Annotated in this window: 17 protein-coding genes; 12 read left to right on the top strand and 5 right to left on the bottom strand. The window is 64.9% G+C overall.

Annotated features, from left to right (window positions below):
- The 3 genes from AX709_RS18180 to gpmA all read left to right on the top strand — a co-directional run.
- Positions 1 to 571 (top strand): NADH dehydrogenase ubiquinone Fe-S protein 4 (locus AX709_RS18180; protein ID WP_156454212.1); only part of this gene is annotated, 571 nt, incomplete at its 5' end.
- 39 nt (positions 572 to 610) lie between these two features.
- The gene (locus AX709_RS08295) at positions 611 to 1,732 is read left to right on the top strand and encodes a zinc-binding metallopeptidase family protein (protein WP_066548708.1); all 1,122 of its coding nucleotides are present in this window, start codon (positions 611 to 613) and stop codon (positions 1,730 to 1,732) included.
- 70 nt (positions 1,733 to 1,802) lie between these two features.
- Positions 1,803 to 2,489 carry a 2,3-diphosphoglycerate-dependent phosphoglycerate mutase gene (gene gpmA, locus AX709_RS08290; RefSeq protein WP_066548707.1) on the top strand — a complete coding sequence of 229 codons (687 nt, stop codon included), beginning with the start codon at positions 1,803 to 1,805 and terminating at the stop codon, positions 2,487 to 2,489.
- A 148-nt stretch (positions 2,490 to 2,637) separates the two neighbouring features.
- On the opposite strand, the gene zwf is transcribed toward gpmA, so the two are convergent.
- The 5 genes from zwf to AX709_RS08265 all read right to left on the bottom strand — a co-directional run bounded on the left by zwf (position 2,638) and on the right by AX709_RS08265 (position 11,005).
- Positions 2,638 to 4,083 (bottom strand): glucose-6-phosphate dehydrogenase, encoded by a 1,446-nt coding sequence (gene zwf, locus AX709_RS08285; RefSeq protein WP_197419038.1) that lies wholly within the window; start codon positions 4,081 to 4,083, stop codon positions 2,638 to 2,640.
- Positions 4,084 to 4,094: 11 nt separating this feature from the next.
- Entirely contained in the window at positions 4,095 to 5,081 is a 987-nt protein-coding gene (gene gnd, locus AX709_RS08280) for a phosphogluconate dehydrogenase (NAD(+)-dependent, decarboxylating) (RefSeq protein ID WP_066548705.1), read from the bottom strand.
- Positions 5,082 to 5,097: 16 nt separating this feature from the next.
- The gene (locus AX709_RS08275; RefSeq protein WP_066548702.1) at positions 5,098 to 7,902 is read right to left on the bottom strand and encodes a bifunctional transaldolase/phosoglucose isomerase; all 2,805 of its coding nucleotides are present in this window, start codon (positions 7,900 to 7,902) and stop codon (positions 5,098 to 5,100) included.
- A 2-nt stretch (positions 7,903 to 7,904) separates the two neighbouring features.
- Positions 7,905 to 9,977: a transketolase gene (tkt, locus tag AX709_RS08270; RefSeq protein WP_066548700.1), complete on the bottom strand. Its 2,073-nt coding sequence runs from the start codon at positions 9,975 to 9,977 to the stop codon at positions 7,905 to 7,907.
- 95 nt (positions 9,978 to 10,072) lie between these two features.
- Positions 10,073 to 11,005: a YfdX family protein gene (locus AX709_RS08265; protein WP_066684992.1), complete on the bottom strand. Its 933-nt coding sequence runs from the start codon at positions 11,003 to 11,005 to the stop codon at positions 10,073 to 10,075.
- Between the two features lie 660 nt (positions 11,006 to 11,665).
- Here AX709_RS08265 and AX709_RS08260 point away from each other — a divergent pair.
- From AX709_RS08260 to AX709_RS08220, 9 genes are all read left to right on the top strand, one after another.
- Positions 11,666 to 13,567, top strand: coding sequence for a potassium transporter Kup (locus AX709_RS08260; RefSeq protein WP_066548693.1), 1,902 nt, complete (start codon positions 11,666 to 11,668; stop codon positions 13,565 to 13,567).
- 152 nt (positions 13,568 to 13,719) lie between these two features.
- Positions 13,720 to 14,571, top strand: coding sequence for a TorF family putative porin (locus tag AX709_RS08255; protein WP_066548687.1), 852 nt, complete (start codon positions 13,720 to 13,722; stop codon positions 14,569 to 14,571).
- A 106-nt stretch (positions 14,572 to 14,677) separates the two neighbouring features.
- The gene (gene kdpF, locus AX709_RS08250; RefSeq protein ID WP_062116465.1) at positions 14,678 to 14,767 is read left to right on the top strand and encodes a K(+)-transporting ATPase subunit F; all 90 of its coding nucleotides are present in this window, start codon (positions 14,678 to 14,680) and stop codon (positions 14,765 to 14,767) included.
- 16 nt (positions 14,768 to 14,783) lie between these two features.
- Complete coding sequence (gene kdpA / locus AX709_RS08245; protein ID WP_066548685.1) at positions 14,784 to 16,487, top strand: potassium-transporting ATPase subunit KdpA; 1,704 nt, start codon at positions 14,784 to 14,786, stop codon at positions 16,485 to 16,487.
- A gap of 12 nt (positions 16,488 to 16,499) precedes the next feature.
- Positions 16,500 to 18,530, top strand: a complete 2,031-nt coding sequence (kdpB, locus tag AX709_RS08240; RefSeq protein ID WP_066548683.1) for a potassium-transporting ATPase subunit KdpB — start codon at positions 16,500 to 16,502, stop codon at positions 18,528 to 18,530.
- A 12-nt stretch (positions 18,531 to 18,542) separates the two neighbouring features.
- Complete coding sequence (kdpC, locus tag AX709_RS08235; protein WP_066548680.1) at positions 18,543 to 19,145, top strand: potassium-transporting ATPase subunit KdpC; 603 nt, start codon at positions 18,543 to 18,545, stop codon at positions 19,143 to 19,145.
- Positions 19,142 to 21,820: a sensor histidine kinase gene (locus tag AX709_RS08230; RefSeq protein ID WP_066548677.1), complete on the top strand. Its 2,679-nt coding sequence runs from the start codon at positions 19,142 to 19,144 to the stop codon at positions 21,818 to 21,820. Before kdpC ends, AX709_RS08230 begins: the two co-directional genes overlap by 4 nt.
- Entirely contained in the window at positions 21,817 to 22,506 is a 690-nt protein-coding gene (locus AX709_RS08225) for a response regulator (RefSeq protein ID WP_066548673.1), read from the top strand. The genes AX709_RS08230 and AX709_RS08225 overlap by 4 nt, the downstream gene beginning before the upstream one ends.
- Positions 22,507 to 22,636: 130 nt before the next feature.
- Positions 22,637 to 22,993, top strand: a complete 357-nt coding sequence (locus AX709_RS08220; RefSeq protein ID WP_156454211.1) for a hypothetical protein — start codon at positions 22,637 to 22,639, stop codon at positions 22,991 to 22,993.
- Positions 22,994 to 23,099: the final 106 nt, after the last annotated feature.

Below are 23,099 nucleotides of genomic sequence, written 5' to 3'. Positions count from 1 at the left end.
TCAGATGTGTATAAGAGACAGCTTCGGAGTCGGAAAAATGGCAACCAGAGCTGATTCTCTTCCACCGTTCATTGCGACGCCGCCCGCGCCGACACCGCGCCTTGCGGAGTTCGCTAACGATAACGTCGCGACCGAGGTGTCTTCGCCGTTTGATACGGCGTGGCGACGCTACGCAAGCGCGCTGCCGGCGGACGCATTCGCCATCATCGAACCCGATCCGCTCGCCGGTCGCTCCGGCGGCCGCGCCCGTGAGGGTCGATGGCGGCTCCGTTTCCGCCCGCGGTCGCGCCCGTTTGTCGATCCGCTCACCGGCTGGACGGGAGGAAGCGACCCCCTCGCCCATCTGGAGCTCGGCTTCCCTTCGCGTGAAGCCGCCGAGGCCTTTTGCCGGCGGTACGGCCTCTCCTACGAGAGCCGGGACACACCGCGAGGGTCGGGACCTCAGCCACGGGAGGAAATGGTTTTCATCCCGGTCGGCGTGCCTACCTGCTGCATGCCCGCGGGTCCTCATCCCGTGTGCTGCGGCAACGCGATGGCGGAGCCGATCGAGACGTCCCATGCGGACACCTGAACGTGGCCTGCCGTCGCGCAGCTAACAGGGATCTGACGCTTGGCCTTCCCCTGCCCGAACTGCCGGCACCAGCTTCACCTGGAGGAAAGCGCCTGCCCGAGCTGCGCACACCCAGTTGGCTATGACTGGCGCATAGACGCCTTTCGTCATCTCGATCCTAGGTCGCGCGAGTGGCGCGATGCAGAGGGATCACCCGCCGCGGCAAAGCCTTGCGCCAATGTTCGTTACGGCGCGTGCAACTGGCTGGCAGATGAGAAGGGCGCTGAAGTGCTCGGTCCGACCGGATCAATGTGCCGCGCCTGCCGGCACAATCGCATGATCCCCGATCTCGCGGTGCGCGGTGTCCTTCAACGCTGGCGGCGGATCGAAGAGGCCAAGCGGCGCATGATCCGCGGTGCGATCAAGCTCGGCCTGCCCCTCGAGACTAAGGCCGAGCGCAGCGACGGGCTCGCCTTCGATTTCTTGTACGATGCCGCCGCCGAAAACGGCTATGTCCCTCAACTTCTCACCGGCCATGCCGGCGGTGTCATCACGCTAAACGTGATCGAAGCGGACGACGCGGCGCGGGAGCGCATACGCCAGCAAATGGGCGAGCCCTACCGCACCCTTCTAGGTCATTTTCGACACGAGATCGGCCACTATTATTGGTACCGGCTCGTCGCCGGCACCGACATGCACGATCCCTTCCGCGCACTGTTCGGTGACGAGCGCATCGATTATGCTGCAGCGGTCCAGCGCTACTATGCCGGCCGTCCGGCACTCGGCTGGGCTGATGACCATGTCAGCGCGTATGCAACTGCGCATCCCTGGGAAGATTTTGCCGAGACGTTCGCTCATTACCTGCACATCGTCGACACGCTCGGAGCGATGGCGGAGTTCGGTGTGGGGCTGGAAGGCAATCGCGCACCGCGCCCGGACATCGATGCGTATCGTGTCGCAACGGCGACGCTCGTTGAACGGTGGATACCAATATCTTTCGCGCTCAACGCGGTAAACCGGGCAATGGGGCAACCGGATCTCTATCCCTTTCGTCTCAGTCCCGGCATCATGCTCAAGCTCGACTTCGTGAACCGTCTGATTGTGCGGGCCGCGGGCCGCGAGGAAATCCCGGAAGGGTCTGAGCTGGCCGCGATGATCGCAAGCCTCGGGCACGGCGTGTGAAACCTGCGGGACGCCGGATCGCGGAGCGGAGAGACGTCCGTTCAGCTCGCAATGTCCGTTGGAGAACCCCTTGCCCACGCTCGTGCTGATCCGCCACGGCCAGTCGGTCTGGAACCTTGAGAACCGCTTCACGGGCTGGTGGGACGTGGATCTGACGCGGCAGGGCGAAATTGAGGCGAAAACGGCCGGCGAGCTGATGGCGGCGAAGGGGCTGGACTTCGACCTCTGCTTCACGAGCCTCCAGACGCGTGCGATCAAGACGCTCAACCTTGCGCTCGAGGCGATGGGGCGGTTGTGGTTGCCCGTCGAAAAGGATTGGCGTCTGAACGAGCGCCATTATGGCGGGCTCACCGGCCTCGACAAGGCAGCGACCGCAGCCAGGCACGGAGCGGAGCAAGTGATGATCTGGCGCCGATCGTTCGACATCCCGCCGCCGCCGCAGCAGCCAGGGGGACCCTATGATGTCACCGGCGATCGCCGCTACGCCGGCATCGCAATTCCGAACGCCGAGAGCCTGAAGGACACGACAGGGCGCGTGCTGCCCTATTGGGAGGCAAGGATCGCGCCGGAGCTCAAGGCCGGCAGAAGAGTCGTGATCTCGGCGCACGGCAATTCGCTGCGCGCGCTGGTAAAGCATCTGTCTGGCATCCCCGACGATGAGATTCCCACGATCGAGATCCCGACCGGACAGCCGATCGTGTATGAGCTCGCGCACGATCTCACAGCAATGGACCGCTATTATCTGACCGAGCGGTAGGGCGACTTCTGAAATGCCACTCGGAGCCCGCCTGTCGCGCGGTGGCCGATCGAGCATCAGCGCGGCTTGGGGCGATCCGAACCCTTCGCGGAAAAAGGTGCCGGCCTGGTCCTGCCTCCCTTTCTGACTGGAGTTCGTCCGGCTCCACTTATCGGCCCAATGCGTGCCATTGCCGGCCATCGCGGGCGATCAGTGCGTCGGCGGCGCGAGGTCCGGAAGTGCCTGGCGTATATTCCTCCAGCACTCCCTCGCCACGAGCCCAGGCGTCCAGGATCGGCTGCACGACAGCCCATCCCGCCTCGATCTGGTCAGCACGCTGGAATAGCGTCTGATCGCCCATCATCATGTCATACAGGAGGGTTTCGTACCCTGTCCGGTGCGCGACGGCGAACTTCTCTGCATAAGCAAAATCGAGCGCTACGGGGACCGCCTCCACTTGCGGACCCGGCCGTTTGACCAGGAAACCAAGGTCGATCCCTTCGTGCGGCTGGATCTGGAACACGAGCTGATTGGCCGGGAGATGAGCGACCGGGGCCTCCCGAAACGTCGCATAAGGCACCGGGTTGAAGGTCACTACGATCTCGGTGTCCCGTGCGGCGAGCGCTTTCCCCGTGCGCAGATAGAAGGGCACGCCGGTCCAGCGCCAGGTGTCGACCATGAGCTTGAGCGCCACATAAGTTTCCGTGGCGGTGTTCGGGTCCACGTGCGGCGTCTCGCGATAGGCGGGGATCATCTGGCCGTTGACCTGGCCGGCTGCGTACATGCCCCGCACCGCGTCGCTTCGCGCCTCATCCGGGGCAATGCGACGGACGGCCCGAAGCAGCTTTGCCTTTTCATCGCGGATGACCTCGGCATCGAAACTGTTTGGCGGCTCCATTGCGATCATCGACAAAAGCTGCATCAGGTGGTTGGGAACCATGTCCCGGAGCGCACCGGTTGTGTCGTAAAACGCCCCGCGGGTGCCGACGCCGATCGCTTCGGCGGCTGAAATCTGGATGTGGTCGACGTAGCGGTGGTTCCATACCGCCTCCAGCCAGGCGTTGCCGAACCGGGCAACCAGGATGTTCTGGACGGTTTCCTTCCCCAGGAAATGATCGATCCGGTAAACTTGGCTCTCGTTCACTCGTGACAAGATCCGCTGGTTGAGAGCCCGTGCGGATTCGAGGTCGTGACCGAAGGGCTTCTCGATCACCACCCGCCGAAAGCCGCCGTCATGTTCCTTCGTGAGGCCGGCGTCGGCGAGCCTGTCCACGATGACCCCGAAGAACTGCGGCGGCGTGGCCAGATAAAATGCCGCGTCGCCCTCGCCCAGCCGCTGCTTGAGCCTTTCGTAGACAGTCCCAAGCGTGAAGTCGCCGGGGAGGTAGCTGGTCCGCTGGCGCAATCGTTGCCAGCACTGTGTCTGCGGCGCGAACTCGTCGAGGCTCACGCGCAGACTTTCATCATCGCCATCCCGAAGGGCTATGCCGATGACGTTGAGCTCTTCGCTCAAGAGTCCGTCGAAGCAGAGGTTGGCCAGCGCCGGAACCAGCAGCCTGCGGGTGAGGTCTCCTGTCGCGCCGAAGATGACAATCGTCGCCGGGCGCCCCGGCACGGTCACTCCATTCACTGCGGGATCTCGACATGCCCGCCGAACCCGAAGCGCATCGCGGAAAGCACCTGGTCGGCGAAGGTGTGCTCGACCCGGCTCCGATATCGGGCAAACAGCGCAGCCGTAAGGACCACAGCGGGAACCGCCTCTTCCATGGCCGCCTCGACGGTCCAGCGCCCCTCGCCCGAATCCGCAACCCGCCCGGAGAACTGCGAGAGCATCTGATCCTTGGCGAGCGCCGCCGCGGTGAGGTCCAGAAGCCAAGAGGATATGACAGAGCCGCGCCGCCACACCTCGGCGATGTCGGTGAGATTGAGAACGTAGCGCTCATCCTCGGGAAGCTTGCTGGACTGCTTCGACTTCAGAATGTCGAAGCCTTCGGCATATGCCTGCATCAGGCCGTATTCGATGCCGTTGTGCACCATCTTGACGAAGTGACCCGCGCCGGCGGGCCCGGCGTGGATATAGCCCTTCTCCGCGCGCGCATCCTCTCCCTCATGCTCCATCCGGTTCGGCGTCCGCGGAATGGTGCCGATGCCCGGCGCGAGCGCGTCGAAGATTGGATCGAGATGGTCGACGGCCTCCTTCGGTCCGCCGATCATCATGCAATAGCCGCGCTCGAGGCCCCACACGCCTCCCGAGGTACCGACATCGATATAGTGGATGCCCTTGTCGGCCAGCAGCTTCGCCCGGCGAATATCGTCCTTGTAGAAGCTGTTGCCGCCATCGATGACGACGTCGCCAGGTTCGGCGATCGTGCGGAGGATCTGGATCGTATTCTCGGTCGGCTCGCCCGCGGGCAGCATGACCCAGAAGACTGCCTCCGTGCCCAGCTTCTTCTTGATTTCCTCAAGCGAGTCAGCCGGCTCGAATCCTTCAAGCTCGAGTTCCGCCACCGCGTCAGGATTGCGGTCGAAGACCACTGGCTGATGTCCGGAGCGTTGAAGCCGACGGGCGATGTTGCCTCCCATCCGGCCGAGGCCGATCATTCCGATCCGCATATTTCCAGGCTCCCGCTCAATTCCGGAGTGCTTGGTCGACCAATTCGTCAAGGTCGCTCAGACTGGCGCTTTGGAGGTGGACACGCAGGACGCGCTGGCCCCGGCTGGCGAGCACGTCGAGATCGCCTCGCGCTTGGGCGAGCTGGACCGTGCCGAAGCTGGCTTTGCGTCCTGGGATCGGGACGTCGGGATCGGGCCTGCGGGTGATCTCGAGAAACACTCCGGAGCGCGGCCCTCCCTTGTACGCCTGGCCAGTCGAGTGGAGGAAACGTGGCCCAAAGCCCGCGACGGTGGCGACGTGTCGCGCCCTCACGACCCGTTCGCGCATGCGTGCGACGAGAGCCTCGTTCGCCGGGGTGCGTTCTACGTAGAGAAGGAACCCTACATAATCGCCGGGGGCGGGACGCGCTAAATGGGTGCGCAGGATCTCGACCGCATTGTCGCCGGTGTGGCCTCGGTCGGCCGGCCCGAAGAAGGCCACCCTGCCATCATCGAAAAATGGTGTCTCGGGCGCCAGGCTGCCGGTGGCTTCGTAGGCGTCGATCAGCACCCGCGTCCTGATCTTGGCATCCTCGACGTCGGGCTGGTCGAAAGGGTTGATCCCGATCACCGCGCCGGCGACCGCGGTAGCGATCTCCCAGCGAAAGAACTCCTGCCCGATCATCTCCTTTGACGAGAGCGCGATCCGCACGACCGGGTGGCCGGCGGTAACGAGCGCATCGACATGGGCGTCGAGCCTGGCGTCATCGTCGCCCGTGAGCGACAGCAGCACGAAGAGGCGGTCTGATCCATAGTGCGCCGGCGGTACCGGCGGTTCCAGGTCGACGGGAACGATGCCCCTGCCCTGCTTGCCGGTGGACTCGGCCAACAGCTGTTCGAGCCACGCTCCGAATGCCCGAAGCGCGGGCGAGGTCAGCACCGTCACCTTGTCGCGCCCGCGGTTCGCCGCCTCCCCCAGGATCGCACCGAGCCGCACGCCAGGATTGAAGGCGGGCGGCGCGTCCGGCGCGCAGCTCTGCACCATCGGCGCAACCCTGGCGAAGAACTCGGCCACGTCTATGCCCATCACGGCTGCGGGCACCATCCCGAAGACGCTGAGAACCGAATAGCGGCCGCCAATCGCTGGATCGCCCAGGAAGACGCCCGCGTAGCCATGATCGTGCGCGATCTTTGCCAGGCGCGATCCCGGGTCGGTGATGGCGATGAAGCGACTGCCGTCCTGGCCCGCCAGATTCCAGAAATAGGCGCGCAGCAGTTCCGGCTCCATCGTCGAGCCCGACTTGGAGGCAACGATGAACAGCGTGTGCTCGGGGTCGATCGCCGCCGCCACTGCGGCGATTTGCTTCGGATCGGTGGAATCGAGCACATGCATCATCGGGCTGCCGCTCTGCGGCCCCACGATCTCGGCCAAGACCTCCGGGCCGAGGCTCGACCCGCCCATGCCGAGGAGCACCGCGGAGCGATACTGGGCTGCCTGAGCGCCGAGAGCCTTCAATGCCTCGGGGTCGATCTGCTCGCCCTTACCTGCGGCAAGCCACCCGAGCCACTTGGCTTCCTCGCCGCCGGTCCATAGCGTGGCGTCGCCTGCCCATAGCCGTCTGGACCAGCTTTCCTGACGCATTCGCTCGAGCCGCACCTCTACTGCCTCGTCGAGCTCCGGCGGCAGTGCCTCGTGCATGCTGTTCAGCCCGTCTCCGACAATGGCGGAGCGCTTCGCAGCAACGGCACCAAGGAGCGCATCGGCTGCGTCGGCGAACTGCTTCACGCCGTCTCGCACGAGCTCGTCCGCGACCGCCGGCAAGTCGAGCCCGAGACGGTCTACCTCGCGGAGAGTCCGACGCGCGCTTTCCACTTCGGCGGTCAGGGACGGCGCGAGCGTGCCGTGATCACGGAAGGCGTCCATCGTCTTGGGCGGCAACGTGTTGACGGTTTCCGGCCCGATCAGGTTGTCTACATAAAGGGTGTCGGGGTAGCTCGGATCCTTGGTGCCGGTGGAGGCCCAGAGGAGCCGCTGCGGCATCGCCCCGCGCTCCGCGAGCGCCTGCCAGCGTTCCGAAGCTACGAAGCCGAGATACCATTGATAGGCGAGCTTGGCATTGGCGATGGCGACCCGTCCGCGCAGTCCCGCAAGCGCCTCGTCCTCCGCGTCAACGCCTTTCAGGCGTTCGGCAATTTTCCTGTCGATCGCGGCATCGATCCGACTGACGAAGAAGCTCGCCACGCTTGCGATACGGTCGATCGGCTGGCCTTGGGCGAGCCGTGCTTCCAACCCCTCCACGAAGGCCATCGCAACCGCGGCATAGCTCTGCTGGCCGAACAGCAGCGTCACGTTGATGTTGATGCCATCTTCGATCAGCCGGCGGATGGCGGGGACACCCGCCTGGGTACCGGGCACTTTAATCATCAGATTGGCACGATCGATCTGTCGCCACAGCCGCTGTGCTTCCGCGACCGTCTCCTCGGTGCTCTCGGCGAGATAGGGAGAGACCTCGAGACTGACGTAGCCGTCCGTCCCGTTCAGCCGGTCATAGACGGGCTGCAGCGTGTCGGCCGCGTCTTGGATGTCCTGAACCGCGAGCGCCTCATAGGCTTGGGTGATGCTCGTGCCGGGTCGGCCCTGGAGAAGAGCCAGGAGCTGCGCGTCGTAGGCATCGCCATGCGCGATCGCCTTCTCGAAGATGGACGGATTGGAGGTCACGCCGGTGACGCCGTCTTCCTCGACGAGCCTTTGCAGCCCACCTTCCTTGAGGAAGCGGCGGTCGACAAAGTCCAGCCAGGGGGCCTGGCCAAAATCGTGCAGCTTCCTGACCCGGCTCGCCATCGTCACGCCTCCTGCAAGATCATCGAGCGCGCTGCCTCGACCACATGGTCGACGGTGAAGCCGAACTTCTCCTGGAGTTTGGCAAGCGGGGCAGACGCCCCAAACGTCGACATCGTGATCGTTCGGCCGCGAGCGCCGACATAGCGGTCCCACCCGATCGCGCCGCCCTGCTCCACCGCCAGGCGCGCCTCTATGCCGGGCGTTAGGACCGACTGCTTGTAGGCGTCGTCCTGCTCCTCGAAGCGGGACCAGCTCGGCATCGACACGACGCGTGCCCGTACGCCCTGCTCTGCCAGCTTCTCATAGGCGCCGACCACAAGGCTCAGCTCGCTCCCGGTGCCGATCAGGATGAGCTCCGGATCATCGGCGCCGGCAAGGATGTACGCTCCCCTCGCGACCCCGGCGGCGGCCGCATAGCGGCTCCGGTCGAGGGTCGGCAGCGCTTGGCGCGAGAGGATCAGCGCGCTCGGCCGACGGGTCTGGCGGACGGCAAGTTTCCACGCCTCGGCCGCCTCGTTCGCATCTCCCGGGCGGATGGTGTCGAGCCCGGGCATCGCGCGCAGTGTCGCCAGATGCTCGATCGGCTGGTGGGTCGGGCCGTCCTCGCCGACCCCGATCGAATCGTGCGTAAAGACAAAGGTGACGGGCAGCTCCATGATCGCCGCAAGCCGGACCGGCGCGCGCATATAGTCGGCGAAGACGAGGAAGGTGGCGGTGAAGGGCTTGAGGTAGGACAGCGCCATGCCGTTGGCGATCGCGCCCATCGCATGCTCGCGCACGCCGAAGTGCATCGTGCGCCCGCCAGGATTGTCCGCCTGGAACGAGCCGAAATTCGTTAGGTCGGTCTTGGTGGATGGCGACAGGTCGGCCGATCCGCCCATCAGCCAGGGGACGTTGCCGGCGAGCGCGTTCAGCACTTTGCCGGCGGAATCGCGCGAGGCTACGCCCTTGGGGTCCGGGTCGAAGCTCGGCAGGCTCGACTCCCAGCCCGGCGGCAGCGCGCCCTTGCGCATCGCGTCCAGCTCGGCCGCCATGCCGGGATAGGTCTCACGATAGCCGGCGAAGGTCGCCTCCCACTCCTCGCGCAGCGGGCGCCCGCGCGAGGCGATCGCCTCGTTGAAGCGCTTGGCGACGCCGTCGGGCACGTAGAAGGTCTTGTCCTCCGGCCAGCCATACGCCTTCTTGGTGGCGACGATCGCGTCGGCACCCAGCGGTTCGCCGTGAGCCTTCTCGCTGTCCGCCTTGGGGCTGCCCCAGCCGATGATCGAGTGGACGACGACGAAGGTGGGTCGGTCGTCGGTCGCCTTGAAGCTTTCGATTGCCTGCGCGAACGCCTCAGTATCGTTGGCGTCGTCGACGTGGAGCACGTTCCAGCCATAGGACTGGAAGCGCTTGGCCACGTCCTCGGTGAAGGCGAGGTCGGTATGGCCCTCGATGCTGATCCGGTTCGAATCGTAAATCCAGCAGAGGTTGGAGAGCTTGAGATGTCCGGCGAGACTTGCCGCCTCGCCCGACACGCCCTCCATCATGTCTCCGTCGCCACACAGCACGTAGATGTCATGGTCAAAGAGGATGAAGCCGTCGCGATTGAAATGCTGGGCGAGCCAGCGTTCGGCGACCGCCATTCCGACCGAATTGCCGCAGCCCTGGCCGAGCGGGCCAGTCGTGGTCTCGACGCCGGTCGTCACCCGATACTCGGGGTGGCCCGGCGTCCTCGAGCCCAACTGGCGAAAGTTCTTGATGTCGTCGAGGCTCACCGCAGGCAGGCCAGTGGCCCTGCCTTCCGCATCGACCTCCTTGATGCCGGCGAGGTGGATAAGCGCGTAGAGAAGCATGGAAGCGTGCCCAACCGAGAGCACAAAGCGGTCTCGATTGGGCCAGTCCGGCACGTCGGGATCGATCCGCAGGAACTGCGCCCAGAGCGTGTAGACCACTGGCGCCAGCGCCATCGGGGTGCCGGGATGGCCGGACTGCGCCTTCTCGACGGCATCCATGGCGAGCGTACGGATCGTGTTGATGGCTAGACGATCGAGGGCCTCGAACGCGCCGCGTGCGCTGGCGGGCTGGCGCAACATGTTACCTCCCGTGGGGCGTTCGCCAGGTTGAACGCCCCTTGTGCTTTGTGTCGACCAGCCCGCCGCGCGGGAGACGATCGAACGCCGAGCGATGCCTAGCGCGGGCGCTGGCTCGACCGCCGGGCTTCGTCGAACTTGGGACCAAAGGGATCGAGCAACCCCTTGGCGGATTGCGAGCCGGCGGTCTTACGCTCGAGATCGTCGACCGAGGCGATCAGGTCGGTCATCTCGCTGTCAGTGGCATAGCCCAGCGCTTTGCCGAGCTGTAGCTGCGTGCGGGCCGTTCCCAACAGCTGGCGCATGCGGGCGCTTTCCGCGTCGGTTCGCTTCCTTTTCTCGAGCAGGCTGCGCGCGTCCTCGAGCGCGAGCTGCGCGCGAACGAGAGGGAGCGGGATCACGATCTGGTCGATCACGATCGTGCCCAGTGCGGTCTGAAGGACCGCCTTGGCCTCCTGCGGCTTGCCCTGATGCAGCAGCGCGGCCGCCTGCTTGAGTGCGGCGGGGTAGGTGCCGAGCGGGAGCTTGCTGATGTTCACGACCGTTTCGGAACCCAGGTCGGAGATGAGCTTGCGCGCCAGCTGCAGGCGACCCTGGGCGATCGCGGCGCCCACCTCTCCGCGGATTTTCTCGACGTCGGCCGGGGTTCCGATCACGTCGTGCGTCACGACGCTCACGTCGACCGGAGCGAGCGCAAGCGTCGGCGTGCGGGCGAGGACGATCTCGAGCTTGCCGGTCGCGCGCTCCAGCGCCGCGATCGCGTCGTCGTTCTTGTTCTGGTCGATTGCGGTCAACGCGTTCTGCGTCTCGCGCACCGCGGCGACCGCCTCGTCGACGAGCTTGTCCCGCTGCGCCTCGGGTGGATTGGTGGGATTCGACTGCGCTTGGGCTCCGGCCGGCGGAGCCGCTTGAGTCGAAGTCTGCGGCTGCGCTTGCTGACTGGCTGCAGAAGCCTGGGCCGCCGCGGCGCTCGACCACGCCGAAATGGCGAGGGCGCCGAGGGCTGTCGAGATGATTAGGTGTTTCCGCATCGTCCATCCTCCGTTTGTGAGTTAAAGTTCGGATTTCACAACGCGTGCTGCCGAGTACGGCGAAGTGCTTTCGGACGGGACGGCTGTGCTTCGCTGCCCCTTCGAACCGGCAAGTTGTTGCGGCCTTATCGTCGTCACTCGGCACCTGCTCTTGTTTGCAAAGCATCGCGCGAGCATCGCTATGGAGACGCCGTCTGCTAGCTGCTCTGACATATCTCAGCCCGGTTTCGGCAATCTCGCCGCCGTCAGGGAGCCGGCGTGCCCCTTTCGGGGCGCTGCCGACCCCTGGGCTCAGCCGGCAGCCGGCGGGTTTGCCGCATGGCGTTGGCCCGGTCGCACCCGTCAGAATCCTCGCCCTGGACACACAGTGTGGTTGTGAGGCCAAATGCTGTCCAAGTTTCTGCTAGACGTACTCTCGAGGGTAGGTGGGGTCTGCTATGTCGACCATATGGCTAAGTTGAGCACGCATGACAGCTCATCCGTCTCGGTGGCTTTGCAAGAAAGCGCATAATCCGAGACCAGTGATACAGCGCCCTGGTACCCTCGGGCTTTTCGTCTAAAGCTATATGCAAAACATATGCGTTTCGCCTCAAAGCGCTCTCGAAATACTATGCGGTGATAGTCAAACTGGGCGTCGGCAGCGACTGCTCAGGACCATGAATGACTGCATCCCCGATGCCGGCCGTTGCGGCCGAGCCGAGCCATCATAGCGATTCCACATCGAAGCTGGCGCTCGGCGCGCTCGGCGTGGTGTTCGGTGACATCGGGACGTCACCGCTCTACGCGTTGAAGGAAAGCTTCGCGGGCCATCATCCGCTGCCGGTCGACCAACTCCATATATACGGCATCCTGTCGCTGATGATCTGGACGATGCTGCTCATCGTGACGGTCAAGTATGTCGCTATTATCCTGCGCGCCGACAATCAGGGTGAAGGCGGAAGTCTCGCTCTGCTCGCACTGATCACCGGGAAAGTGAAGGACAAGACCTGGCTCCCGGCGGTGATCATGCTCGGCATCTTCGCAGCGGCGCTCTTCTATGGCGATGCGATCATTACCCCCGCGATATCGGTGCTCTCGGCGGTCGAGGGGCTGACCGCGGTCCAGGACAGCCTGCATCCATTCGTCATTCCGATCGCCGTCGCGATCATGGTCGGGCTGTTCTTCATCCAGTCGCACGGTACGGCGCGGGTCGGTGCTTTCTTCGGCCCCGTCATGGCGATCTATTTCGTGGTTCTCGCTGTCCTCGGCGTCACCAACATAGTCGATCGTCCCGAGGTCCTCATGGCACTCAACCCATGGTGGGCGATCAACTTCTTCGCGCTTGACTTCGGCCTAGCCTTCCTCGCGCTGGGATCGATCGTGCTGGCCGTCACCGGCGCCGAGGCACTCTACGCCGACATGGGACATTACGGGCGCCGACCGATCTCGATCGCATGGCTCTACGCCGTTTTCCCGTGCCTTCTGCTGAATTACATGGGCCAGGGCGCGCTGCTGCTGGATCAGCCGGGAGCGATCGAAGCGCCATTCTTCCTGCTGGCGCCAGAGTGGGCGCGGTTGCCACTCGTGATCCTGGCCACTCTCGCCACAATCATCGCGAGCCAAGCGGTCATATCGGGCGCCTTCTCCGTGACCCAGCAGGCCGTGCAGCTCGGCTTCCTGCCGCGGCTGCGCATCCTCCACACCAGTGCTCGTGCCGCAGGCCAGATCTACGTGCCGCTGGTCAACTGGCTGCTGCTCGGGTTTGTCATCGCGCTGGTGGTCGGCTTCAGGAGCTCCAGCAATCTTGCCGCCGCCTACGGCATCGCGGTCACGGGCACCATGTTCATCACGGCCTGCATGCTGGGCGTGCTCGCCCATACTGTCTGGCGCTGGCCGCTGTGGGCGACCGTGTCGGTGACCGGCCTCTTCCTCTTCGTCGACGCGATGTTCTTCGCCTCGACGCTCACCAAAATTCCCGATGGCGGCTGGTTCCCGCTGCTCGTTGCAGCGATCGTCTTTATGCTGCTCACGACCTGGAAGACCGGGCGCAAGCTGATGCATGTGCGGCTTGAGGACAGCGCGATGTCACTCGAACTGTTCGCGTCTTCAGCCGCCAGCAGCTTGCGGCGTGTGCCGGGCACGGCGGTCTTTCTCTCCGCCAGTCGAGACGCCGTGCCCCAGGCGCTGCTCCACAACGTCAAGCACAACAAGGTGCTTCACGAGCGCAACATCATCGCGACCGTTGTCATTGAGCGTATCCCGCATGTTCCCACCGATCGACGCATCGAGGTCTTGACCGTCGGCCACGGCATTCACCGGGCGGTCCTGCGCTACGGGTTCATGGACGAGGTGGACCTGCCCGAGGCGCTGCGCTCGTGCCACGGATGGGATCCGGAGCTCAAGCCGATGGAGACGAGCTTCTTCCTCGGCCGCCAGACGCTGATCGCCTCCGAGCGGCCAGGCATGATGATCTGGCGCGAGAAGCTGTTCGCGTGGATGCAGCGCAATGCCGAAAGCGCAATGGACTTCTTCCGCTTGCCGACAAACCGGGTTGTGGAGCTCGGTTCGCAGGTGGAAATCTGATGGCGCGGCCAGTTCAGCGCATCGATCTATATGCAAACACTATGGAGATGGCCTGGTTGCCATCTCGATACTTAACGCCCCCTCGCAATATTTGGTCACCCTCACGATTCGCGCGCGGAACGTCTCCGCCGCTCCTCATGGGGGATAACGACATGTACCGCCTACCCGCCGCTGCTGCGGCAGTCTTGTTTCTCGTTCCGGCCGCTCCGGCCTTTGCACAGGACGCCGAAGCGCCTGATCCCGAGGTCACCGTCACTGGCTCGGCGACAATTACCTCTGACTACCGCTTCCGCGGTATCTCGCAGACCGACAAGGAGATGGCGGTCCAGGGAGGCCTCACCATCGCGCACAAGAGCGGCGTCTATGTGGGCACCTGGGCCTCCAACCTCTCCGGCTGGGGCACGTTCGGCGGCGCCAACATGGAACTGGACCTTATCGCCGGCTACAAACTCCCGCTTTCCGACAATGCGACGCTGGACGTCGGCCTGACTTGGTACATGTATCCGGGCGGAGCCGATAAGACCGACTTCGCCGAGCCCTATGTGAAGCTATCCGGGACCGCCGGGCCTGCGACCCTGACGGCGGGCGTCGCCTATGCACCGAAGCAGGAAGCACTCGGCCGCTGGTATGAGACCGGCGCGGATGCTGCTGCGGGCGTTTACAACCGTCCGGGCGCCAAGGACGACAACCTCTACGTGTGGGGTGATGCCGCGGTCGCGCTCAAGGGCACGCCGCTCACCGCCAAGGCGCATATCGGATATTCTGACGGCAATCCGGGTCTTGGACCCAATGCGACCAGCGTCGCACCGACCGGCAAATATTGGGATTGGTCGCTCGGGGTCGATGCGACCTGGCGCAACCTGACGATCGGCGTGTCCTACGTCGATACCGACATCGGCCCGCGCGATGCGGCCTATCTGCAACCAAGCTTCAGCAAAGGCCAGGACGGCACCGGCTCCATCGCGGACGGTGCCGTGCTGCTGTCGCTGACCGCCGCATTCTAACGGGAGACGACATATGCAGGATCTGCTCTGGTTGGCGGTCATGGCAGGGCTGCTGGCGGCGACGCTGGCCTACGCCCGGCTGTGCAATGATGCGTGAGGTGCAGCCATGACGCTTGATCTGTGGCTCGCCGCGCTGACCGCGCTCGGTCTCCTCCTCTATCTGGTGGCGGTGCTCGTCCGCCCCGAACGCTTCTAGAAGGGAGGCCGTTATCATGACCCTCCAGGGCTGGATTCTCATTCTCGTCTTCGTTGGCATCTTGCTGGCGCTGACCAAGCCGGTCGGCGCGTGGCTTTACGCGCTCTACGAGGGCCGGCGCACGCCGCTCCATGTTGTGCTCGGCCCCATCGAGACGGGCTTCTACAAGCTCGCCGGTATTGATCCCAACGAGGAACAGAGCTGGCGCCGCTACGCCGTGCACATGCTGCTGTTCAACTTCGTGCTGATGGTCTTCACCTATGCGGTGCTCCGGCTGCAGGGCGTGCTCCCGCTCAACGGCCTGGGCTATGCCGGCGTGGGGCCGGACGGTGCCTTCAACACCGCCGTCAGCTTCACCACCAACACCAACTGGCAATGGTATTCGGGTGAGGCGGCACTGTCGAACCTCAGCCAGATGCTCGGCCTGACGATCCACAATTTTCTGTCGGCGGCAACCGGGATCGCGCTCGCCTTCGCGCTCTTCCGCGGTTTCGCGCGGCGGGAGATGAAGTCGCTCGGCAACTTCTGGGCGGACGTCACCCGCGTGACCCTCTACCTGCTGGTGCCGATCTGCTTCGTCTACGCGCTGTTCCTGATCGCCTCGGGCGTTCCGCAGACGCTCGCCGCGTCGGTCGACGTGAGCACGCTCGAAGGCGTCAAGCAGACGCTGGCGCTCGGGCCAGTGGCGAGCCAGGAAGCAATCAAGATGCTCGGCACCAACGGTGGCGGCTTCTTCAACGCCAATTCCGCGCATCCGTTCGAGAACCCGACCGCGCTCACCAATCTCGTCCAGATGCTGTCGATCTTCGTCATCGGCTTCGGTCTCACTTGGTGTTTCGGCAAGGCGGTCGGCAACACGCGCCAAGGCTGGGTCATCCTGGCGGCGATGCTGGTGCTGTTCATGGCCGGCGTCACCGTGACCTATTGGCAAGAAGCTGCCGGCAACCCGATCCTGCACAACCTCGGCACGACGGGCGGCAACATGGAGGGCAAGGAAGTCCGCTTCGGCATCGCCGCCAGCGCCCTGTTCTCGGTCGTCACCACGGCTGCCTCCTGCGGTGCGGTCAACGCCATGCACGACAGCTTCACCGCGCTGGGCGGAATGATTCCGCTGTTCAACATGCAGCTCGGCGAGATCGTGATCGGCGGCGTCGGCGCCGGCATCTACGGCTTCCTGCTGTTCGCCATCCTGGCGGTGTTCGTCGCCGGCCTGATGGTGGGGCGTACGCCCGAATATGTCGGCAAGAAGATCGAGGCGAAGGAAGTGAAGCTGGCGGTGCTGGCCATCGCCATCCTGCCGCTGTGCATCCTGGGGTTCACGGCAATCAGCGCGGTGCTCCCGGCGGGCCTTGCAGGCCCGCTGAACAAGGGGCCGCACGGCTTCTCCGAGATACTCTATGCCTATAGCTCGGCGACCGGAAACAACGGCTCCGCCTTCGCCGGTCTGACTGCGGGCACGCCCTTCTACAACAGCCTGCTCGGCATCGCGATGTGGCTTGGGCGGTTCTTCGTGATCGTACCGATGCTGGCGATTGCGGGCAGCTTGGCCGCCAAGAAGTACACGCCCGAAAGCGCCGGGTCTTTCCCGACGACGGGTCCGCTCTGGGTCGGCCTGCTGGTCGGGATCATCCTGATCCTGGGCGGCCTAACCTTCCTGCCGAGCCTCGCGCTCGGTCCTATCGCCGATCATCTCGCGATGATCCGCGGGCAACTCTTCTAAGGGGGGCGCCAGATGGCACGCGCAACCACCAAATCCATGTTCACGGCCGAGCTGATCGTTCCGGCGATCGGCGACGCCTTCAAGAAACTCAATCCCAGGGAACTGATCCGCAATCCGGTGATGTTCGTGACCGCCTGTGTCGCGCTGCTGATGACGATCCTGCTCGTTATTGGCGGCGACACGCTGGGCATCGGCTTCAAGCTGCAGCTCGTCATCTGGCTTTGGCTGACCGTGCTGTTCGGCACCTTCGCCGAGGCGCTGGCGGAAGGGCGTGGCAAGGCGCAGGCCGCCTCGCTGCGCGCGACCAAGGCCGAACTGACGGCCAAGCGGCTGAAGGACGGTCGCACCCAGCAGGTCGCGGCGAGCCAGCTTCGTGCCGGTGACATCGTGCTGGTCGAGACCGGCGATCTCATCCCGGCGGACGGCGAGGTGGTCGAGGGTGTCGCCAGCGTCAACGAAGCGGCGATCACCGGCGAATCCGCGCCGGTCATTCGCGAGGCGGGCGGCGACCGTTCGGCCGTTACCGCCGGCACGCGCGTGATCTCGGACCAGATCAAGGTGCGCGTCACCGCCGATCCGGGCCAGGGTTTCCTCGATCGCATGATCGCGCTGGTCGAAGGCGCCGAGCGGCAGAAGACGCCCAACGAGATCGCGCTCACCATCCTGCTCGTCGGCTTGACGATCATCTTCCTGATTGCGGTCGGCACGATCCCGGGCTTCGCCAGCTACGCAGGCGGCAGCATTCCGGTCGCAATTCTGGCGGCGCTGCTCATCACGCTCATCCCGACGACGATCGCAGCACTCCTGTCCGCAATCGGCATCGCCGGCATGGATCGTCTGGTGCGTTTCAACGTCCTTGCGAAGTCGGGCCGCGCGGTCGAGGCGGCGGGAGATATCGACGTGCTGCTGCTCGACAAGACCGGCACCATAACCATCGGCGATCGCCAGGCGTCGGAGTTCCGTCCGGTGGCGGGCACGTCGCCGGAGGCGTTGGCGGAGGCGGCATTGCTGGCCAGCCTTGCAGACGAGACCCCCGAAGGCCGTTCGATCGTTGTGTTGGCGCGGGAACGCTTTCGCGTAACCACGATCGAGCTGCCTGCGGCCGCTGAGGTGATCCCGTTCACCGCTCAGACCCGCATCTCGGGCGTGCAGATCGACGGCTCGCTCATCCAGAAGGGCGCCGTCGATTCGATCCTGAAAGCCAACCCAGGATTGGGCGAGACGGCGGCGGCGACCGAGCTGCGGCGAGTCACCGATGAGATCGCCCGCGCCGGCGGCACGCCCCTGGCGGTCGCGAAGGACGGCAAGCTGCTCGGCGCGATCTTCCTCAAGGATGTGGTGAAGGCCGGCATTCGGGAGCGGTTCGCCGAGCTGCGCCAGATGGGCATTCGCACGGTGATGATCACTGGCGACAACCCGCTGACGGCGGCGGCGATCGCGGCCGAAGCGGGAGTCGACGACTTCCTTGCCCAGGCAACGCCCGAGGACAAGCTTGAGCTGATCCGCAAGGAGCAGACCGGCGGGCGCCTGGTGGCGATGTGCGGCGACGGCACCAACGACGCTCCCGCGCTCGCCCAGGCCGACGTCGGCGTGGCGATGAACACCGGCACACAGGCGGCGCGCGAGGCCGGCAACATGGTCGATCTTGACAGCGACCCGACCAAGCTGATCGAGGTGGTGGGACTCGGCAAGCAGCTTCTGATGACGCGCGGTGCACTCACCACCTTCTCGGTGGCCAACGACGTGGCGAAGTATTTCGCGATCATTCCGGCGATGTTCGTCGCGCTCTATCCGGGGCTCGGTGTGCTGAACATCATGGGTCTGACGACGCCCGAGAGTGCGATCCTGTCGGCGATCATCTTCAACGCCTTGATCATTCCGCTGCTGGTGCCACTGGCGCTCAAGGGCGTGACGTACAAGCCGATGGGCGCGGGACCGCTGCTCGCCCGCAACCTCGCCATCTACGGCCTTGGCGGCCTCGTCGCGCCGTTTGTCGGCATCAAGATCATCGACCTTGCCGTTAACGGCATCGGTCTCGCCTGAGGAGGCGTCCCCATGAACAAGGACATCGTCACGTCACTGCGGCCCGCGATCGTTCTCGCGATCCTGTTCGCGCTCCTGCTGGGGATCGTCTATCCTCTGGTCATGACCGGCATCGGGCAGACGATCTTCCCCTTCCAGGCTAACGGCAGCCTGATCCGCGACCCGCAGGGCCGCACGATCGGATCGACCGTCATCGGCCAGGCGTTCGTCAGCGACCGCTATTTCCAAACGCGGCCATCGGCCGCGGGGAAAGGCTATGATGGCCTCGCCTCGGCAGGTTCGAACCTCGGCCCGACCGCGCAGGCGCTCAGCGATCGCGTGAAGGCTGATGTCGACAAGCAGCGCGCCGCCGGCTTGGCCGGGCCGCTTCCGGGCGATCTCGTGACCGCCAGCGGTTCGGGTCTCGATCCTCACCTCTCGCCGGCCTCAGCGCTTGCGCAGGTTGCTCGCGTGGCCCGGGCGCGGGGCGTTTCCGAAGCGCAAGTTCGAGCGCTGGTGACGCGCAACGTAGAGCATCCGCTGCTGGGATTCCTTGGCGAAGACCGCGTTAACGTGCTCGCGCTCAACCAACAGCTCGACGGACTTGCGGGCCAGCGGACCGGCCCGGCGCGTTGACGGAGCGGGATCGGCCTGCCCCCGAGGCCTTCCTGCGCGCGGCCGCGCAGGAAGGCCGGGGCAAGCTTAAGATCTTTCTCGGCGCGGCCCCGGGGGTCGGCAAGACGTTCGAGATGCTGTCCGAGGGCGCGGCACGCAGCAAAGCCGGTATCGACGTTGTCGTTGGTGTTGTGGAAACGCATGGCCGCGCCGAAACGGAAGCCTTGACGCGCGGCCTTGAAATCCTGCCGCGCCGCGAGATCGAACATCAGGGTCATACGCTGACCGAGATGGATCTGGACGCATTGCTGGAGCGGCGCCCGCAGCTCGCGCTGGTCGACGAGCTGGCCCACACCAACGCCGCAGGAAGCCGGCATCCCAAGCGCTTCCAGGATGTCGAGGAACTGCTGGATGCCGGCATCGACGTTTATTCGACAGTCAACATCCAGCATGTGGAGAGCCTGAACGACGTCGTCGCCTCGTTCACCCGCGTCCGCGTGCGCGAGACCGTGCCGGACAGCATCCTCGAACAGGCCGAGATTGAAGTGGTGGACATCCCACCCGACGAGCTCATCGAGCGGCTGAAGGAGGGCAAGGTCTATCTGCCCCAGGAAGCCACCCGCGCGCTCAACCACTTCTTCTCTAAGTCGAACCTTTCAGCGCTTCGCGAACTGGCTTTGCGCCGCGCGGCGCAGGCGGTCGACGCGCAGATGCTGGAGCATGTCCGCGCCAATGCGCTCGGCGGCACCTGGGCGGGCAGCGAGCGGATCGTCGTCGCGGTGAGCGAACTGCCGGGCTCGACTGGATTGGTCCGCGCGGCGAAGCGTATCGCCGACGCCCTTCATGCGCCATGGACCGCGATCCACATCGAGACGGCTCGGACCCGTCAGCTCGGACCCGAGGATCATCAGAGGATCGCCGCCGTCCTCGCGCTCGCCACCCAGCTTGGCGGCCAAGTCGCGACCGTACCTGCCGCCAACGTGATTGAAGGTCTGAAGGCTTTCGCGCTCGACGCACGCGCGACCCAGTTGATCGTCGGCAAGTCCGCCCGTTCTCGCTGGTTCGAACTGCGTCACGGCTCGGTCGTCGATCGCTTGGTGCGCGAGACGCCCGGCGTCGCCGTGCATGTACTACCGTTCGAGGTAGAACAGCTTAGCGCCAAGCGCTCATCGCCCCTCACCCGCCGTGCCGCATCTCCTTGGGGAGCGCCTTCCGGCTATGCCTGGACACTCGCGTCGGTCGCCGCCGTCACGGTGATCGGCTCGGGACTGTTCCACGTTCTCGACCTCGGAAATGTGGGCATGCTGTATCTCGTGCCGGTCATGGCAGCGGCGAGTCTGTTCGGTCTTCGCACCGGGCTCTTCGCGGGCCTCGCGTCCAGCCTCGCTTACAATTTCTTCTTCCTGCCGCCCACCGGCACGCTCACGATCAACAATGCCGAGAATGTGATCTCGGTCATTGTGCTACTGGGCGTTGCGTTCGTTACCAGCCAGCTCACCTCCCGCGTCCGGCTGCAGGCGGACTTGGCCGCAACCAGCGCGCGCACCAATGCCGCGCTCGCCGGCTATCTGCGCCATTTGACCTCGCTCAACGACCCGGCGGAAGTCGCAAGCGCGGCCTGCGTCGAGATTGCGCGCCTGCTCTCGTTGCGCGTCGTCATGCTCGAGCAGTCCACCGGCGGCTTCTCCGTCAAGGCTGCCAGTCACATGGGTTCGAACCTCGAGACCATGGAAATGGCGGCGGCGCAGTGGGTGAACGAGACGGGTCAGCCGGCCGGCCGTGGTACTGGGACACTCACGGCGTCCGACTGGCAATTCCAACCACTGAGGGCCGGCGACCGCGTCCTGGCCGTTCTCGGCCTCGCGCGCGAGGATGGAGGTGATCCGGTCCGTTCCGACCAGCTTCCCTTGCTCGGCAGTCTCATGGACCAGACCGCGCTCGCGCTCGAACGACTTCGGCTCGAAAGCGAGATGCGCGATGTCGACGCGGTTCATGAGCGCGAACGGTTGCGCACGGCGCTGCTATCTTCGGTCAGCCATGATTTGCGGACCCCACTGACCTCCGTTCTGGCGGCGGCTGCCGAACTGCGTCGTAAATACCGCGATCCGCTGCTCGACACGCTCGAGAGCGAGGCGACCCGGCTCAACCGCTTCGTCGCGAACCTGCTCGACATGGCCCGCGTCGAAGCCGGTGCGCTCAAGCTCAATATCGAGCCGGTCGATCTCACCGATGCGGTGGGAGGCGCAGTCCACGACACGCGCAGGTCGCTCGACGGGCATCCGATCGAGTTGGAAGTCGCGCCGGATCTGCCGCTCGTCACGGTAGACCCGCAGCTCTTCCATCATTGCCTACTCAATCTGTTCGACAATGCCGGGCGCTACGGCGACCCCGGCACGCCGATCGTCATCCGAGCGGCGCGGCTGCGCGACGAACTCGTCCTGTCGGTCATGGATCGCGGTGTCGGGCTTCCGGAGGGGCGCGAAGCCGAAGTGTTCGAGACGTTCCGGCGCCTGGAAGGGTCTGACCGGTCTGTCAGCGGCACCGGCCTCGGCCTCGCGATCGTCAAAGGGTTCGCCGAAGCGATGGGCATGACCGTCAAGGCGCAGAATCGCGACGACGGCCAGGGCGCGTGCTTCAGCATTCATTTTCCCGAACGGCTGCTCGTGCGGCCTTCGGAACAAGGACTTGATATATGAGCGGACACCGCATCCTCATCGTCGACGACGATCTCCACATTCGCCGCTTGCTCGAGGGCACGCTCACTCGCGCTGGATACGCGTCGATCGAAGCGACAACGGCCGCCGAGGCGCTCAGCCAGGCTCGGGACGGCAGGCCGGATGCGATCTTGCTCGATCTAGGTCTCCCCGACCGCGACGGTCTCGAGATCGTGACGCTCCTGCGCCAGCAATGTCCCGCACCGATCATCGTCGTATCCGCCCGCGATGCTACGGACCAGAAGGTGGCGGCGCTCGATTTGGGAGCGCATGATTATGTGACCAAGCCGTTCGACAGCGAGGAAGTGCTCGCTCGCTTACGCGCAACGCTCCGCGACCGTGTCGAAGCACAGGGCGCCTCGCCGACCGTGCGGGCCGGCAACGTGACCATCGATCTGGTCGGTCGTCAGGTCTTGCGCGAAGGCGAGGAGGTGCATCTTACCCGGAAGGAGTTCGAGGTCCTGAACCAGCTCGCCCTCCACCCTGGTCGCGTCGTTACTCACCAACGCGTTCTGGAAGCAGCCTGGCCCTACGAGGTCGATCGCCGCATCGACTACCTCCGGATCGTCGTCCGCAATCTTCGCCAGAAGCTGGAGCCGGATCCTTCGCGCCCATCGCTCATCATGAACGAGCTGGGGGTAGGCTATCGCCTGATGGCGGATAGCTGAGTACCAACTCTCGCATCGATCTTCCGCTCTGCTGCCGAATACTATGAAATCACTATGAAGAACGATCAGCCATTGGCTCGAATCCCTATGCGCTGACCGATAAATCGAATGCCGCAACATGGAGTGCGGCATGCGCCTCGACAGGAAAAGTGCGGCTTACGACTTGGCGCTCCGGGCGTCGGGCATCGCGCTTGCACTGGTGGGCGCGCTTGCGCTGCGTCACCTCTATCATTTGGTGCACCTGCCACCTCGCCATGACGCGACGGCGATAGAGCTGGGACTGGCAGCGGTCGGCTTCCTCGGCTTGAGCTTCGGCGGCGGGCTCTTGTGGCTTGGCGCACACATCCATGACCAGGTTCAGATCTCGCCGCGCTGGGCACAGGGCGCTTCGCGGTTCGACATCGCGTTTCCCGACGCCCGCGAGGCCAGCCCTCCGACGTCCGCAGGAAACCACAATCGGAACGATCCACCTCGAGGCAAGCAATGAGCGACGCGCATGACACCCGAAGGCTTTCTCATGCTGCTGCTGATCAGCATCGGTGAACCGCCCCGGGATTGCCGGAGGCGATTTGGTTTAAGTTACGCGGCCATGG

This window comes from Sphingomonas sp. CCH15-F11 (genome assembly GCF_001557005.1).
GTDB lineage: Bacteria > Pseudomonadota > Alphaproteobacteria > Sphingomonadales > Sphingomonadaceae > Sphingomonas.
The sequence above is the reverse complement of the archived record's forward strand: the minus strand, read 5'-3'. Positions and strand labels throughout refer to the sequence as shown.